Here is a 14,946-nt window from a genome sequence, read left to right as displayed (position 1 = left end):
CAACAAAATGCCCCTGTAGCTCAATAGGATAGAGCAGCGGCCTTCTAAGCCGTAGGTTGGGGGTTCGAGTCCCTCCGGGGGCGCTCTCTTGAGTTTTTTTATTTCTGGATTATATTTCAAAAAATAAAATCCAAAATTAAGGAGAGGTGTGAAATGAAAAAAGGTATACATCCTGAGTATTATCCTAATGCTGTGGTTAGATGTGCCTGTGGTAATGAATTTACTGTAGGTTCTACTAAACCAGAAATAAAAGTAGAAATTTGTTCTAAATGTCATCCCTTTTTTACAGGAGAAATGAAATTTGTAGATACTGAAGGTAGAATTGAAAAATTTATGAAAAAATATGCTGAATTTTATGAAAAATTAAATTTAAAAAATAAGAAAAAGTAATTTATGAGTTTATCCAAATTTTATTTAAATAAATTAGAAGCTATAGAAAAAAAATTTGAAGAAATTTCTGCAAAACTTTCTAATCCTGAAATTATATCCGATCCCTCTATTTATGCCAAATTAGCCAAAGAACACTCAGAACTTTCAGAAATTGTAGAAGTTTTTAGAGAATATAAAAAAGTTCTTCAGCAAATTAAAGAAAGTAAACAAATCATTGAAGAAGAATCAGATGAAGAATTAATAGAATTAGCAAAAGAGGAATTAAAAGAACTGGTGGTACGTTTGGAAGATTTGGAAGAAAAGCTGCCTATACTTTTATTACCCAAAGATCCTAATGATGAAAAGAATGTTATTTTAGAAATTAGAGCCGGAGCAGGAGGAGAAGAAGCTGCTCTTTTTGCTGCGGATCTCTTAAGAATGTATCAGAGGTATGCAGAAAGACAAGGTTGGAAATTTGAAATCCTTGATGCTAATGAAACAGGTTTAGGGGGTTTTAAAGAGGTAGTTGCTAAAATAGAAGGAAAAGGTGCTTATAGTAGATTAAAATACGAAAGTGGTGTTCATAGAGTTCAAAGAGTGCCAATTACTGAAAGTGGAGGTAGAATACATACCTCTACCGCTACAGTGGCTGTTTTACCAGAGGTAGATGAAGTTGAAATTGAAATCCGTCCTGAAGATTTAAGAATAGAAACTATGAGAGCAAGTGGTCATGGTGGTCAGCATGTTAATAGAACTGAAAGTGCAGTAAGAATTACTCATATTCCTACTGGAATAGTAGTTAGTTGCCAAAACGAAAGGAGTCAACATCAAAATAAAGCTACAGCTTTAAAAATTCTTAGAGCTAAACTTTATGAACTTGCTCAAAAAGAACAAAATGAAAAAATTCAAAAAGAAAGAAAATCTCAGGTGGGTACAGGAGAAAGATGTGAAAAAATTAGAACATATAATTTTCCTCAAAATAGAGTTACAGACCATAGAATAGGTCTAACAGTTTATAATCTTACTGAGATATTAGATGGAGATCTTGATGAATTTATAGATGCTTTAATCACTCATTATAGAACAGAAGCCCTTAAACAGGAAGAAGAAAAAATGAGCTTAGCTGCTTAAATTTTTTAAAAGGTAAATTTTTATGATATCTCATTATAGTTTTGGCAGTTTAGTTTTTAAAAATAAAACATTTAATAAAGACTTGATCATCATAAAAACTTCTAAAGACGAAAAGATTGTTTCTAACTGGTGGAGAAAAGAAGGACATTATTTACAAGTTGAAGATTTGGAAGATATATGGGAAGTTCCTGTAGAATTTTTAATCGTAGGAACAGGAGCTTATGGAGTTATGAAAATTGATCCTTCAGTGGAGAAAAAAGCTAAAGAGTTAAATATAAAATTGGAAGTCTATAAAACTGCTGATGCTGTTAAGAGGTTCAATGATCTTTATTCTCAAAATAAATCTATTGCAGGGGCATTTCATTTGACCTGTTAGAAATCTATTCCCAGCTCCAAGGATTACTTTTAGTTACCCTGGTTTTATTAGTTTTATTAATAGTTAGTTTATTTGAGGTTATTGTTTGTGATTTAGGTTGTGTTTTTTGTTGAATTATTTGTTCCTTAGAGTTAAATTGGACAATTTGTGTTTGGTATTGTTTTTTCTTTTTACCAAAAGGCCACAGTTTAGAAAAAAAACCTTTTTTCTCTTCCTGCTGATAATAATAGTAGGGTGGAGGTGAATAAGAATAATAAGGTTGTGGAGGATATATAAGAGGATAAGAAGGTTTTAACATTGTAGAATTTTCTTGAGAAGTTTTTTTGTTTTTTTCTTCATCTTCAGCCCATCCAATAGTCCCTTTGGAAAGATCTATTACTAAATTTTTGGTTAAACCTTCTTCTAAAGTGTCTCCAAAAGCAGGTTTAGCTTTTGTTACTTTGGGTTTTGATTTATAAGAAACAGGAGGATATAAATAAGGTGCATAATAATAAAACTCTCTTTCAGGATGTATTTTATCAGAAGCATAAGGAGTCATAGCATAAAAGGGCTCAGCTTTATAAAAATCTTTTTCCTTACCTTCAATATACATTTTGGCTTTCCATGCAAAACGTGATATTTGAGGGATTATTTCAGAAAGATCTTTTATTTCCTGAAAAAACTTTACAGGTTTTTTGTTGCCGGAAAAATCCATTATTTGAGCATCTATGCTTACAGCTTTGCCCAAAATTGTAATGCTTCCCCAGATTACATAATCTGCTTTAAATTTCTGAGCTAAGTTTTTAGCTACATCTTGGTTTATTTCAGGGTATTTTTTTATTTCATCTTTAATTTTATCTATATCTATTATTTCAACTTTTGAAGGAGTAAATAAACGGCTACTTAACATTTGAGGTATAGCCTCTTTTAAATAAGAATAATCTTGCTGAGCATAAATTTTAAAAGGTAATATTAAGACTCTTTTAGTAGAATTAGAATTTTCTTGAGCATAAAGGAAATTAGTTAAAAATCCAGAAAAAAACAGGCAAATTATTATTAAAATAGTTTTTATCCTCATTTAGACCTCCATATGAAAGTTTAACTATTTTAAAATTAACCCATTAAAAAAATTTGTCTACCCTTAAATACGATTTTAGATTGCTATTTGCTGAGCTTAGTTTAGACTATTGTTTAAAGAAAAAGCATTAAAATTTCAATCACTTTTTAAAAAGGACATATATATCTATTAGTTTACTAAGTCTATAAAACTATAAAAATAATTTAAAAAATTTTTCTTGGGTGAATAGAAATAAAGAATTTAAAAAAGGTGGGAAAAGGTTCCCCACCAAAGAATTTAAAGAATTAAAACTTAGAGAATTATATCTTTTTCATTAGGATTAATGATTTTTTCTACTTTGATTTGAAAAATAAGATCCTGCCCTGCTAAAGGAGGATTAAGATCAAGAACTATTTCGTTATCGGTTATTTCAACTATAGTAGCAGGAAAGGTCATTTCTCCTTGAGGTGTATCTACAATAAGATTTAACATAAGACCTGGTTCAGGTTCCACATCTAAACTAAGAGAATCCTTAGGAATGGACCTTACAAGGTTTTCATCTCTTGGGCCAAAACCTTTCTCTGGAGGAATAACTACTTCTTTTTCTTCTCCTTCTGTCATTCCTATAACTGCTTCAGAAAGTCCAGGAATGATTTCAGGAGAACCTACTTGAAAAACAAAGGGTTCTTTTTCAAAAGTGTTTTCGAAAACTTCACCATTTTTAAGTTTACCTACACAATGTATACTAACTACATCACCAACTTGAACCTTACGCATTTTAAAGCTCCTTTAATTTTAAAATTTGATAGAAGTTGAGAATTTAGAGAATGGGACTCTAAAAACTCAAACTTCTATCTTCTAAAGAAGATAACACATTGTATAAAAATTACAAGATAATTTAGAAAATTAAATTTTTAATTTTTTTCCAAAACAACTAAACAAAAACATGCAATTGCATCCTTTTCTCCGCCCCACCCTAATCCTTCTGTACTGCGAGCTTTAATCCTTATTTCTGAAATGTCAAGTTTTAGAACTTTTGATAAAAGCTTTTTCATTTTTTCATAATAAGGTGATAATTTAGGGGCATCGCATATAAAGGTGAAATCTACTTGAGAAACTTTTAAATTTTTTTCTTGAATTAATTCTAAAGTTTTTTTTAAGAGTATAAGACTATCTATATCTTTGTATTTAGGATCATTATCAGGAAAAAGAGTTCCTATATCAGGAAGACCAGCTGCTGATAAAATAGCATCTATAAGGGCATGTAATCCCACATCTCCATCTGAATGACCCAGAAGTCCTTTTTCAAAAGGTATCTCTATACCACAAATTTTTAATTTTCTTCCATGAGCTAAACGATGTAAATCAAATCCTAAGGAAATTTTCATAATTTAGTTTGCTATTTTTAAAACTTTTGCTCCTTTAATTTTACGATTTTTAATATCTTTTAAAGCTTGATTTGCTTTTTTAAAGGGATAGACTTCTATTTCGGGTTTAATAGGAATTTTTTCAGCAAGTTTAAGGAATTCTTCTATATCTTTTCTGGTAACATTAGCCACTGATTTAATTTCTTTTTCTAACCAGAGATCTTTTGGATAATCAAGATTTAATAATTCATTTTTATCAACTTCTTCTTTTCTTATAGCATTAATTATCAATCTTCCTGCTGGTAATAAAAATTTTAGAGTGGTTAAAGGAGGTCTCCAAACAGGGGTGGTATCTATAGCAGAATGGAGTTTTTCTGGAGGTTCTTCTCCTATATCTCCAGCCCAAAAAGCTCCTAAATTAAGAGCAAATTCTCTTTCTTTAGGAGTCCGAGAGAATACAAAAATTTTAATATCAGGAAACAAATATCGTATCATTTTTAAAACCAAATGAGCAGAAGCACCAAATCCAATTAAACCTATATTTTGTCCATTTTCAGGACCTGCAAGCATAAGAGATCTGTATCCAATAGCTCCTGCACAAAAAAGAGGCGCAGTTTCTTCATAAGAAAATGTTTCTGGAAGATGGAAAGCAAAGGTTTCTTTTATTTTAAAATATTCAGCATATCCTCCATGGGCATCTTTACCAGTAGCTTTAAATTCTGAACAAAGATTTTCTAATCCTTTTTTGCACAATTCACATTTTCCGCAGGCAGAATAAATCCAGCCTGCTCCAGCCTTGTCTCCTATTTTAAATTTTTCAACTCTTTTTCCAATTTCTACCACTTCTCCAGCAATTTGATGCCCAGGTATAATAGGGAAAAATGAGGGAATAGCTCTACCTTCTATTTCATCTATTTCTGTATGACAAATTCCACAGGCATGAACTTTTATAATTATTTCATCTGATTCAGGGATAGGATCAGGCAATTCTATCAATTTTAAAGGTTCAGGATTTTTAGAAAGATCGGTTATATTTTCAATTACCCAGGCTTTCATGTTATAAAATTTTAAAATAGTATAACTTTATAGTCAAGTAAGTTACCAATTTTTATAGTTTTAAATTTAAACTTTTATGGTAAAATTCAAAGTATATTTTAAAAAGATGGAGGTTTCTCGTGAAGGTTGTCATAATTGGTGCGGTTGCTTGTGGCACAAGGGCTGCTTGTAGATTGAAAAGATTAAGACCTGATGCAGAAATTATTATGATAGATAAGGATGACTTTATTTCCTATGGTGCATGTTTATTACCTTATTATCTTACAGGAGACATTTTTAATATAGATGAAATAAGAACAACAAGTTTTAGGGCTATTAGAGATGCTGAATTTTTTAAAAATTGTAAAGGAGTAATTACTTTAACTAAAACCTTAGCTGAAGAGATTGACAGACAGAAAAAGGTTGTAAAAGTTAAATATTTAGAAAATAATAAAACTGAAGAAATTCCTTATGATAAATTAGTTTTAGCTACAGGTGCTGTTCCTAAGGTTCCTCTGTTTCCAGGAGTGGATTTAGAAGGAGTTTTTACTTTATCTAATGCCTATAATGCTAAAAAAATAAGAGAAAAACTGGAAGAAGGAAAAGTTGAAAATGTTGTTATAATTGGAGCTGGATTTATAGGTTTAGAAATATTAGAAGCTTTTACAGAAGCTTGGGGAGTTTCTGTTACAGTCTTAGAATATTTCCCTCAAGTTTTGCCAAGACTTATTGATCCTTTCTTATCCCGTATTGTAGAAAATAATTTAAGAAAAAAAGGAATAAAATTAATTCTTAACGCCAGGATAAAAGAAATAGTAGGAGAAAATAGAAAAGTAAAAGGAGTTAAAACAGAGGATAATTTTTATCCAGCAGATTTGATTATTTTAGCTACAGGTGTGAGACCAAATAATGAACTTGCTAAAAAGGCAGGTTTATTGGTTTCTCCTTTTACAGGAGGTATAGTAGTAAATGAAAGACTGCAAACTTCTGATCCAGATATTTATGCTGGGGGAGATTGTATAGAGGTTATTCATATTTTAACAGGTAAAAAAATACTTATGCCTCAAGGATCCTTAGCTAATAAACAGGGAAGAATTATTGCTACTAATATAGCAGGAGGTTATGCCAGATTTAAAGGAACTGTAGGATCTTTTATTTTAAAATGCTATGATATGTCCATAGGTGGATGTGGTCTTAGTTATGGAGTTGCCTGTTCTGAAGGTTTTGATGCTATGTATGCCATAAATGTGCAACATGAAAGAGCTCATATTTTTTCCTATGGAGGTTCTTATTATTCTCTAATTTTTGATAAAAAAACTAATAAAGTTTTAGGATTTCAATCAATAGGACCTTTTACAGATGGAACCTTAGCAAGATTACATGCGATTGCAAGTATTTTACCTTATAAACCATCTGTAGAGGATTTGGTAGAATTAGAACTTGCCTATTCTCCGCCTTTCAATACTGCTTTAGATCCTATTAATATTACTGCTCATATAGCTGAAAATCTTATTTATGGTAGGTTCAAACCCATAGAATGGGATGAAGTTTTAAATCGCTTAAAAAATGAAGATCCCAATTTGCTGGTCATTGATGTGAGAACTCCAGAAGAATTTAGACCTATGAAAGATAAATATCCTAATTGGATAAATGTTCCTTATAATGAAATAAGAAGCAAAATTAAAACTTTTCCTAAGGATAAGGATTTAGTTATAGTTTGTAGCTTAGGAGCAAGATCTTATGAAGTTTCAAGAATTTTTTATCATGAAGGTTATGAAAGAGTATATATCCCTATGGGTGGTGTTTCGCTGGTTAGTGCCTGGGGAGAAGATATAAAATGAAATTTCAAGCTGTCAGAGGGTTTAAAGATTGGCTTCCTGAAAATTTTGCAAAATATGAATATCTTATAAATATAGCTAAGAATTGGTTAAAAAAATATAATTTTAAAGAGATAAAAATTCCTATTTTAGAGAAAACAGAGCTTTTTGTAAGATCCATAGGTGAAGTTACTGATATAGTTCAAAAAGAGACTTATACTTTTCAGGATAGAAATAAAAACTTTTTAACTCTTCGCCCGGAAGCCACAGCAGGAATTTGCAGAATGGTTATAGAGCATGGACTTCATGTAAGACCCAAGCCTCTTAAATATTTCACCATAGGGCCTATGTTTCGTCATGAAAGACCACAGAAAGGCAGACTTCGTGAGTTTTATCAAATAGATTTAGAACTTTTTACAGAACTAAATCCCTATTTAGAAGTAGAACTTATAGATTTAGCTTTAAAAATTTTAAATACTCCTCTTAAACAAAGTGGTCAATCTTTGGAAGATATTTATACCTTAGAGCTAAATTCCTTAGGGTGTTTTAAATGTAGACCTTTGTATAGAGAAGCCTTGTTAGAATATTTAAAAAAACATAAAAATGAACTTTGTGAGATCTGTAAAGATAGGCTTGAAAGAAATCCTTTGAGAGTGCTTGATTGTAAAATAGAAACATGTAAAGAGATTGTAAGTCAAAGTCCTGTTATAACTGATTATCTTTGTGAAGAATGTAAAGAACATTTTGAAGAACTTAAAAGTATTTTAAGAGCTTTAAATATAAAATATGTTTTGAATCCAAGGTTAGTGAGAGGGCTTGATTATTATGTAAGAACTATTTTTGAGATAAAAGCTAAAGGATTAGGGGCACAGGATACTGTAGCAGCTGGTGGGAGATATGATTATCTTTTAGAAGAACTTGGAGGACCTCATCTTCCTGCTATAGGCTTTGCTATAGGTCTTGAAAGATGGGCTATTTCTATTTTTGGAGATGAAGAAAAGAGAGGTGTTCTGCCTTTGGATAATATTTTAAATAAGCTCAAGCCTGATTTATATTTAGTTCTTCTTGGAAAAGAGGCAATTTTTGAAGGTATAAAGCTTGCACGGATTCTTAGAGAAAAAGGGGTTCGTTGTGAGACAACCTATGAAGATAAATCTTTAAAAGCTCAGCTTAAGAATGCTGATAAACTTTCAGCAAGGTATGCTCTTATTCTCGGAGAAAAAGAATTGAAAGATAAGTCTGTTATTTTTAAAAATTTAAAAGAAAGCAGGCAAGAAAATATAGATTTTGAAAATCTAAAGGAGCTTTCTGAAAAAGTTTATGAGAAGATAAATTATGCGTAAATTAGTCAAGCCTTCCAAAGAAGAATTTCTGGAGCTTTCTCAGAAATATAATGTTATTCCAATTTACATAGATCTTCCCTGCGATCTTGAGACCCCTATCTCTCTTTTTTATAAAGTTGCAGAAGATAATAAGTATGCCTTTTTACTTGAGAGTGTAGAAGGAGCAGAAAAATGGGCTCGTTATAGCTTTATAGGTATTAAACCTTTCCTTATTTTTAAAAGTAAAAACAAAAAAATAACAATTTTAGAAAAAAAAGAGAATAATTTTTCAAAAGTGACTTATAATTCAGAGAATGCCTTTTTAGAATTAAAAAATATCGTAAATAAATTTAAAGCCCCTGAAATGAAAAATCTCCCCCGTTTTTTTGGAGGGGCAGTAGGATTTGTGGGTTATGAGTGTATAAAGTTTTTTGAAAAAATTCCAGCTGGAGAGGATACTCTTAATTTTTCAGATTTACATTTTGTATTTCCAGAAGTTCTTTTAATCTATGACAGATTTAATCATACTTTAAAAGTGGTTTATAATACTCAGCTTAAAAATCCTAAAGAAGCAGACACTTTATATGATAAAGCTATAAAAACACTTTTAAAAGTAAAAGAAAATATTCAAAGCAAAAAAATTACTAATTATTATGATATTTCTTCTTTACCCTCCAGTTTGGAAATCCTTTCTGAAATAGAAAAAAAGGAATTCATTTCTATGGTTAAAAAAGCCAAGGATTATATTCAGCAAGGAGATGTTATTCAGGTGGTATTATCTCAGAGATTTTTTTTTGAGACTGATCTTCCTCCTTTTCTTATTTACAGAGCTTTAAGGAAGGTTAATCCTTCGCCTTATCTTTTTTATTTAAAATTAGATGACGAGATTTTAATAGGTTCTTCTCCGGAGATTTTGGTTAGAATGGAAGGAAATGTTGTAGAAACAAGACCTATTGCAGGAACAAGAAGAAGAGGGAAAACTGAGAAAGAAGATAAGGCTTTAGAAGAAGAATTAAAAAATGATGAGAAAGAGAGAGCAGAGCATATTATGCTGGTTGATCTTGGAAGAAATGATATAGGAAGGGTTTGTAAATATGGAAGTGTGGAGGTTTATGAATTGATGGTAGTGGAAAGGTATTCTCATGTGATGCATCTTGTATCTGGAGTTAGAGGAGAAATAAAAGAAAGTCTTGATATGTTTGATGTTTTTGGAGCTACCTTTCCTGCAGGAACTGTTTCAGGAGCACCAAAAATACGCGCTATGGAAATTATTACAGAACTGGAAAAAAAGGTTAGAGGACCCTATGCAGGAGCAGTAGGATATTTCGGATTTTCTGGAAATATGGACTTTTGTATTACTATAAGAACTCTTTTTCAAAAGGGAGACAAACTTTATATACAGGCTGGAGCAGGGATTGTGGCTGATTCTGATCCAGATAAAGAATATGAAGAAACTATCAATAAAGCTAAAGCCATTTTTAAAGCTTTAGAAATTTTAAAGGAGTTTTCCTAAGCTATGAAAAAGGTGTTAATAATAGATAACTATGATTCATTTACCTATAATTTAGTCCAGCTTATAGGAATTATGATTGAGAAACTCTGGAAAGGAGAAATTTTAGTTTTCAGAAATGATGCTATTTCAGTAAAAGAGGCTTTAGCTTTAAATCCCACCCATATTATTATTTCTCCTGGACCCTGCACTCCTAAGGAAGCAGGTATTTCTGTAGAGCTAATTCAAAAAGCTGCTGGTAAAATACCTATATTGGGAGTTTGCTTAGGGCATCAAAGCATAGGTTATGCTTTTGGTGCCAGAATTATAAGAGCTAAAAGACTTATGCATGGTAAAATTTCTTTAGTTTCTCATGATGGAAAAGGAGTTTTTACAAATCTTCCTAATCCTTTTCAAGCTATGAGATACCATTCCTTAGCTATAGATCCAGAAACTTTACCTGATTCTTTTGTTATTACAGCTAAAGCTGAAGATGGGGAAATTATGGGTATAAGGCATAAGGAATTTCCTGTAGAGGGAGTACAATTTCATCCAGAGTCCATAGGAACTTCTCTTGAAAAGTGGATGAAATTTAAAAATCCTCCAAAGGATTGGGATTTTACTTCGAACAATCTTCCTGAAGGAATTATTCTTTTAAGAAATTTTTTAAGTAAATATTAAAATGTTGAGAAAGTCGGAGGAAATTTTTCGTAATTTTCTGGTCTGGATTTATATTCTTATAACAGTTCCTCTTTATGGAATACTTGCAATTCTTACAAGACAACACTTTTGGGCAAAAGCTTGGTGTAAAGGTTTATTAAAGGTCCTGGGTATAAAAATAAAAGTTTTTAAAGATACAGAGCTACCTTACGGAATATATGTTTTCATGTCTAATCATCAGAGTCAGCTTGATATCCCTGTTTTAGAAAAAGTTTTAGAACCTTATAATATCAGATTTTTGGCTAAAAAAAGCCTTTTTCAGATTCCCTTTTTTGGTTGGGGTATAAAGGCTTTAGGCTATGTTCCTGTAGAAAGAGAAGACCCAAAGGAAGGTTTAAAAAGTGTTTTAGCTTGTGTAGAAAGATTAAAAAAAGGTTTTTCTTTGGTTATATTTCCAGAGGGAACCAGAAGTCCTACAGGAGAACTTTTACCTTTTAAAATAGGTGGTTTTTTGATACCTTTAAGAAGCAAGGTAAAAGTTGTGCCAGTAGCTATTTCAGGAACAAGAGAAATTTTACCTAAAGGCGCTCTTTGGTTTAGAATATCTAAAACTAAGGAAGTAAAAGTATATTTAGGGAAACCTATAGAAACTAAAAACTTTAATATAAGAGATAGACAAAAATTGGCTCAAGTAGTAAGAGAGGCGATTTTAAAAGGTCTTGAAAAGTTAAGCAAACAATAGGAGGAAAATATATGGGAGAAATTATCACAATTCCTTTAGAGGAAGAACTTAAGGTATCTTATTTAGACTATGCTATGAGTGTTATTGTAGGTAGAGCTCTTCCTGATGTTAGAGATGGATTAAAACCTGTTCAGAGAAGAATTCTTTATGCTATGTATGAAATGGGGAATGATTGGAATAAACCTTATAAAAAAAGTGCCAGAGTTGTGGGTGAAGTTATTGGTAAATATCATCCCCATGGAGATATGCCTGTTTATGAAGCTATAGTTAGAATGGCTCAAGACTTTACTATGAGATATCCTCTTATAGATGGGCAAGGAAATTTTGGTTCTGTAGATGGAGATGCACCTGCAGCTATGAGATATACTGAGGTAAGACTTGCACGTATTGCCCATGAGCTCCTTACAGATATAGAAAAGGAAACTGTTGAATTTGTTCCGAACTATGATAATTCTCTAAAAGAACCTGTGGTTTTACCTTCCAAAATTCCCAATCTTTTAATCAATGGATCCTCTGGAATTGCTGTAGGAATGGCTACCAATATCCCTCCTCATAATTTAACAGAAGTTATAGATGGATTATTAGCTTTGCTCAAAAATCCCAATCTTGATAACGAAGATCTAATGGAATATATAAAAGGCCCTGATTTTCCAACAGGGGCTTATATAGTTGGAAAAGAAGGTATAAAACAAGCTTATACTACAGGTAAAGGAATTATAAAATTAAAAGCTAAATATAAGCTGGAAAAAGAAAAAGATAAAGTAAAAATAGTTTTTACTGAAATCCCTTATCAGGTAAGTAAAGCTAAAATTGTAGAAAAAATAGCTCAGTTAGTAAAAGATAAAAAAATTGACGGAATTTCTGAGGTAAGAGATGAATCTGATAGAGAAGGTATAAGAATAGTTGTTGAGCTAAAAAAAGACTGGAGTAATGCTATCCATACTGTTGCTAAAAAACTTTATGATATGACACCTCTTCAAACTTCCTTTGGTGTTATAATGCTTGCTTTGGTTCATGGGAAACCAGAAATTCTTACTCTTAAAGATGTTTTACAAAATTTTCTTAATTGGAGAAGAACAGTTGTTATAAGAAGGACTCAATATGATCTTAGAAAAGCAAAAGAAAAAGCCCATATTTTAGAAGGCTTTCTTAAAGCTTTATCTCATATAGATGAAATTATTGAACTTATTAAAAAATCTCAAACTCCCAAAGAAGCTAAAGAAAAACTTATAAAGAGATTTGACTTTACAGAAATTCAGGCACAAGAGATTCTTAATCTGAGATTACAAAGACTTACAGCTTTAGAAAGAGAAAAAATACTTTTGGAATATGAGGAATTAAAAAGAGCTATAGCCTATTATGAAAAAATACTTAACCATGAGCCTACTCTTATAACTGTTATAGAAGAAGAACTTAAAGAAATAAAAGAAAAATATGGAGATGAAAGGAAAACAGAGATTGTTGGTGTAGAAGAAGAGGATATTTTAAGTTCTGAAGAAGATATACCTTCAGAAGATGTTTTGGTTTTAATAAGTGAAGAAGGTTATATTAGAAAACTTAGTTTAGATTTATTTTCCACACAGAGAAGAGGAGGAAAGGGAAGCTTGGCTTTTAGTTCAGAAGAAAAACTTAAGGTTACTTTACAAACAGACTCTTTAGCTCAGCTCTGGGTCTTTACTGAAGATGGAAAGGTCTATCCTTTAGATTTAAAAAAACTTTCTCTTTCTACAAAAACAGCTAAAGGCATACATATTAAAAATTTAATTCCCAATTTAGAGGGGAACATCTCTTTTATGCTTCCTGAACAAAAAAAGGGATATTTGGTTCTTATTACTGCTAAGGGAATTATTAAAAAATTGGAAATGTCAGAATTGAAAAATGTTCGTAAAAATGGAATGATAGTTATAAAATTAAAATCAGGAGACAGGCTGCAAAAAGGAGTAATTACTTGTGGAGAAGACAATTTATTAATACTTACAAAAAACGGAATAGCTTTACATCTATCTGAGAAGGATATAAATGTAACCAAAAGACAATCTGAAGGAGTTATAGGAATAAGACTTGATGAAAATAATGAAGTTTTAGATTTAATAAAAACAGATAAAAAGGGATATTTATTTACAATTACAGAAAAAGGATTTGGAAAGAAGACACCTTTTAAGGATTACAGGTTACAGGGAAGAGGGGGTAAAGGAATAATTGCCCATAGTGTTAATGGAAAAACAGGGAGATTAGCAGGGGGGGTGGATCTTTTTGATAAAGAAGAAGTTTTAATTTTTGCAAGTTCAGGTAAATCAATTAGAATTGAAGGAAAAGAAATACCTGAACAGGGGAGATCTACTAAAGGAATAAGACTTATGAATTTATTACCTGGAGAACAGGTAATAGGTGTTTCTAAGATAAAAATAAACAAAAAATAATTTAATATTTAATTGATAATATTTAGTTTTGTGTTATTTTAAAAATTTGTAAAAAATTGCAGGAGGCAAATAATGTCTAAAAAGGTTCGGTTAGCTATTGTCGGAGTGGGTAATTGTGCCTGTTCTCTTGTGCAGGGAATTTTTTATTATAAAAATAAAAATCTGGATAATATAGAAGGAATTATGGTTCCTGATATAGGAGGTTATAAACCTTATGATATAGAAATAGTTGCTGCTTGGGATATAGATGAAAGAAAAGTGGGAAAAGATGTTTCTGAGGCTATATTTGCACCGCCTAATTGCACTACAATCTTTTATAAAGATGTGCCTCATCTTGGTGTAAAAGTTAGAAAAGGAAAAGTTCTTGATGGGGTTGCTGATCATATGAATCAATTTCCTCAAGAAAAAAGTTTTGTTCCTTCTTCTGAAAAAGAAGATGAACTTGAAGATGTGGTGTCAGTTTTAAAAGATACTCAGGCAGATGTGTTAATCAACTATGTTCCTGTGGGATCAGAAAATGCAGCTAGATTTTATGCAGAAGCCTGTTTAAAAGCAGGAGTTGCTTTTGTAAATGCTATGCCAACTTTTATAGTTTCTGATCCTATGTGGGGAGAAAGATTTGAAAAAGAAGGTATCCCTGCTGTGGGAGATGATATAAAATCCCAGCTCGGAGCAACCATTTTACATAGAGCTTTGGTTCAGCTTTTTGTAGATAGAGGTATCCCTCTTAGAAGAAGTTATCAACTCAATTTTGGAGGAAATACAGATTTTTTAAATATGCTTGAAAGAAATCGTCTCAAAACAAAAAAAGTGTCTAAAACAGAGGCTGTAACAAGTATCCTTCCTTATGATATAGGATGGGAAAACATTCATATAGGTCCTTCTGACTGGGTTCCTTGGTTAAAAGATAAGAAAATTGCTTATATTAGGCTTGAAGGAGAACATTTTGGTGGTGTGCCTATGTCTTTAGAAGTAAAATTAGAAGTGGAGGATTCTCCTAATTCCGCAGGTTCTGCTATAGATGCTATTAGATGTGCTAAGCTTGCTAAGGATAGAGGAATTGGAGGACCTTTAATTTCTATTTCAGCTTATACCATGAAACATCCTCCTAAACAATTTCCTGATTATATAGCAAAACAAATGGTTCAAGAATTTATAGAAGGAAAAAGGGATAGATAGGAG

General features: G+C 31.5%; 14 protein-coding genes and 1 tRNA gene. 11 read left to right on the top strand and 4 right to left on the bottom strand.

Annotation, left to right across the window (positions count from 1 at the left end; translation table 11 throughout):
- Positions 1-9 precede the first annotated feature (9 nt).
- The 4 genes from CC87_RS04420 (at position 10) to CC87_RS04405 (ending at position 1,876) form a co-directional block, all read left to right on the top strand.
- Positions 10-83 (top strand) — tRNA-Arg (locus CC87_RS04420).
- Between the two features lie 70 nt (positions 84-153).
- A complete protein-coding gene (rpmE, locus tag CC87_RS04415; RefSeq protein WP_038056704.1) occupies positions 154-390 on the top strand; it encodes a 50S ribosomal protein L31 in 237 nt (78 codons plus the stop codon).
- A gap of 3 nt (positions 391-393) precedes the next feature.
- Complete coding sequence (prfA, locus tag CC87_RS04410; RefSeq protein WP_038056554.1) at positions 394-1,500, top strand: peptide chain release factor 1; 1,107 nt, start codon at positions 394-396, stop codon at positions 1,498-1,500.
- 22 nt (positions 1,501-1,522) lie between these two features.
- Positions 1,523-1,876 (top strand): Mth938-like domain-containing protein, encoded by a 354-nt coding sequence (locus tag CC87_RS04405; protein WP_038056552.1) that lies wholly within the window; start codon positions 1,523-1,525, stop codon positions 1,874-1,876.
- Positions 1,877-1,880: 4 nt separating this feature from the next.
- Here the strand turns inward: CC87_RS04405 and CC87_RS04400 are convergent, their stop codons facing one another.
- From CC87_RS04400 to CC87_RS04385, 4 genes are all read right to left on the bottom strand, one after another.
- Positions 1,881-2,933 (bottom strand): hypothetical protein, encoded by a 1,053-nt coding sequence (locus CC87_RS04400; protein WP_038056551.1) that lies wholly within the window; start codon positions 2,931-2,933, stop codon positions 1,881-1,883.
- Between the two features lie 291 nt (positions 2,934-3,224).
- Positions 3,225-3,689, bottom strand: a complete 465-nt coding sequence (locus CC87_RS04395; RefSeq protein WP_038056549.1) for an FKBP-type peptidyl-prolyl cis-trans isomerase — start codon at positions 3,687-3,689, stop codon at positions 3,225-3,227.
- Positions 3,690-3,826: 137 nt separating this feature from the next.
- The gene (ispF, locus tag CC87_RS04390; RefSeq protein ID WP_425427676.1) at positions 3,827-4,303 is read right to left on the bottom strand and encodes a 2-C-methyl-D-erythritol 2,4-cyclodiphosphate synthase; all 477 of its coding nucleotides are present in this window, start codon (positions 4,301-4,303) and stop codon (positions 3,827-3,829) included.
- Positions 4,304-5,335: a zinc-dependent alcohol dehydrogenase family protein gene (locus tag CC87_RS04385; protein WP_038056545.1), complete on the bottom strand. Its 1,032-nt coding sequence runs from the start codon at positions 5,333-5,335 to the stop codon at positions 4,304-4,306. It lies immediately after the preceding gene.
- 119 nt (positions 5,336-5,454) lie between these two features.
- On the opposite strand from CC87_RS04385, the gene CC87_RS04380 reads away from it, so the two are divergent.
- The 7 genes from CC87_RS04380 to CC87_RS04350 all read left to right on the top strand — a co-directional run bounded on the left by CC87_RS04380 (position 5,455) and on the right by CC87_RS04350 (position 14,943).
- A complete protein-coding gene (locus CC87_RS04380; protein ID WP_038056543.1) occupies positions 5,455-7,155 on the top strand; it encodes an FAD-dependent oxidoreductase in 1,701 nt (566 codons plus the stop codon).
- Entirely contained in the window at positions 7,152-8,474 is a 1,323-nt protein-coding gene (hisS, locus tag CC87_RS04375; RefSeq protein ID WP_038056541.1) for a histidine--tRNA ligase, read from the top strand. The genes CC87_RS04380 and hisS overlap by 4 nt, the downstream gene beginning before the upstream one ends.
- Positions 8,467-9,966: an anthranilate synthase component I gene (gene trpE / locus CC87_RS04370; RefSeq protein WP_038056539.1), complete on the top strand. Its 1,500-nt coding sequence runs from the start codon at positions 8,467-8,469 to the stop codon at positions 9,964-9,966. The genes hisS and trpE overlap by 8 nt, the downstream gene beginning before the upstream one ends.
- Positions 9,967-9,969: 3 nt before the next feature.
- On the top strand, positions 9,970-10,623 hold the full coding sequence (locus CC87_RS04365) for an anthranilate synthase component II (protein WP_038056537.1): 654 nt from the start codon (positions 9,970-9,972) through the stop codon (positions 10,621-10,623).
- Between the two features lies 1 nt (position 10,624).
- Entirely contained in the window at positions 10,625-11,344 is a 720-nt protein-coding gene (locus tag CC87_RS04360) for a lysophospholipid acyltransferase family protein (protein WP_051920563.1), read from the top strand.
- An 11-nt stretch (positions 11,345-11,355) separates the two neighbouring features.
- Positions 11,356-13,764 (top strand): DNA gyrase subunit A, encoded by a 2,409-nt coding sequence (gene gyrA / locus CC87_RS04355; RefSeq protein ID WP_038056535.1) that lies wholly within the window; start codon positions 11,356-11,358, stop codon positions 13,762-13,764.
- Between the two features lie 72 nt (positions 13,765-13,836).
- Complete coding sequence (locus tag CC87_RS04350) at positions 13,837-14,943, top strand: inositol-3-phosphate synthase (RefSeq protein WP_038056534.1); 1,107 nt, start codon at positions 13,837-13,839, stop codon at positions 14,941-14,943.
- Positions 14,944-14,946 lie beyond the last annotated feature (3 nt).

Source organism: Thermodesulfobacterium hydrogeniphilum, from assembly GCF_000746255.1.
In the GTDB taxonomy this organism is placed as follows: domain Bacteria; phylum Desulfobacterota; class Thermodesulfobacteria; order Thermodesulfobacteriales; family Thermodesulfobacteriaceae; genus Thermodesulfobacterium; species Thermodesulfobacterium hydrogeniphilum.
This window is presented reverse-complemented; position numbering and strand designations above follow the sequence as displayed.

Bases quoted from the DNA above. Each gene is read 5' to 3' on its own strand.
- hisS (WP_038056541.1), top strand. From the start codon at position 7,152: ATGAAATTTCAAGCTGTCAGAGGGTTTAAAGATTGGCTTCCTGAAAAT.
- CC87_RS04400 (WP_038056551.1), bottom strand. From the start codon at position 2,933: ATGAGGATAAAAACTATTTTAATAATAATTTGCCTGTTTTTTTCTGGA.
- prfA (WP_038056554.1), top strand. From the start codon at position 394: ATGAGTTTATCCAAATTTTATTTAAATAAATTAGAAGCTATAGAAAAA.
- gyrA (WP_038056535.1), top strand. From the start codon at position 11,356: ATGGGAGAAATTATCACAATTCCTTTAGAGGAAGAACTTAAGGTATCT.
- CC87_RS04405 (WP_038056552.1), top strand. From the start codon at position 1,523: ATGATATCTCATTATAGTTTTGGCAGTTTAGTTTTTAAAAATAAAACA.
- rpmE (WP_038056704.1), top strand. From the start codon at position 154: ATGAAAAAAGGTATACATCCTGAGTATTATCCTAATGCTGTGGTTAGA.
- CC87_RS04395 (WP_038056549.1), bottom strand. From the start codon at position 3,689: ATGCGTAAGGTTCAAGTTGGTGATGTAGTTAGTATACATTGTGTAGGT.
- CC87_RS04350 (WP_038056534.1), top strand. From the start codon at position 13,837: ATGTCTAAAAAGGTTCGGTTAGCTATTGTCGGAGTGGGTAATTGTGCC.
- CC87_RS04360 (WP_051920563.1), top strand. From the start codon at position 10,625: ATGTTGAGAAAGTCGGAGGAAATTTTTCGTAATTTTCTGGTCTGGATT.
- trpE (WP_038056539.1), top strand. From the start codon at position 8,467: ATGCGTAAATTAGTCAAGCCTTCCAAAGAAGAATTTCTGGAGCTTTCT.
- CC87_RS04365 (WP_038056537.1), top strand. From the start codon at position 9,970: ATGAAAAAGGTGTTAATAATAGATAACTATGATTCATTTACCTATAAT.
- CC87_RS04385 (WP_038056545.1), bottom strand. From the start codon at position 5,335: ATGAAAGCCTGGGTAATTGAAAATATAACCGATCTTTCTAAAAATCCT.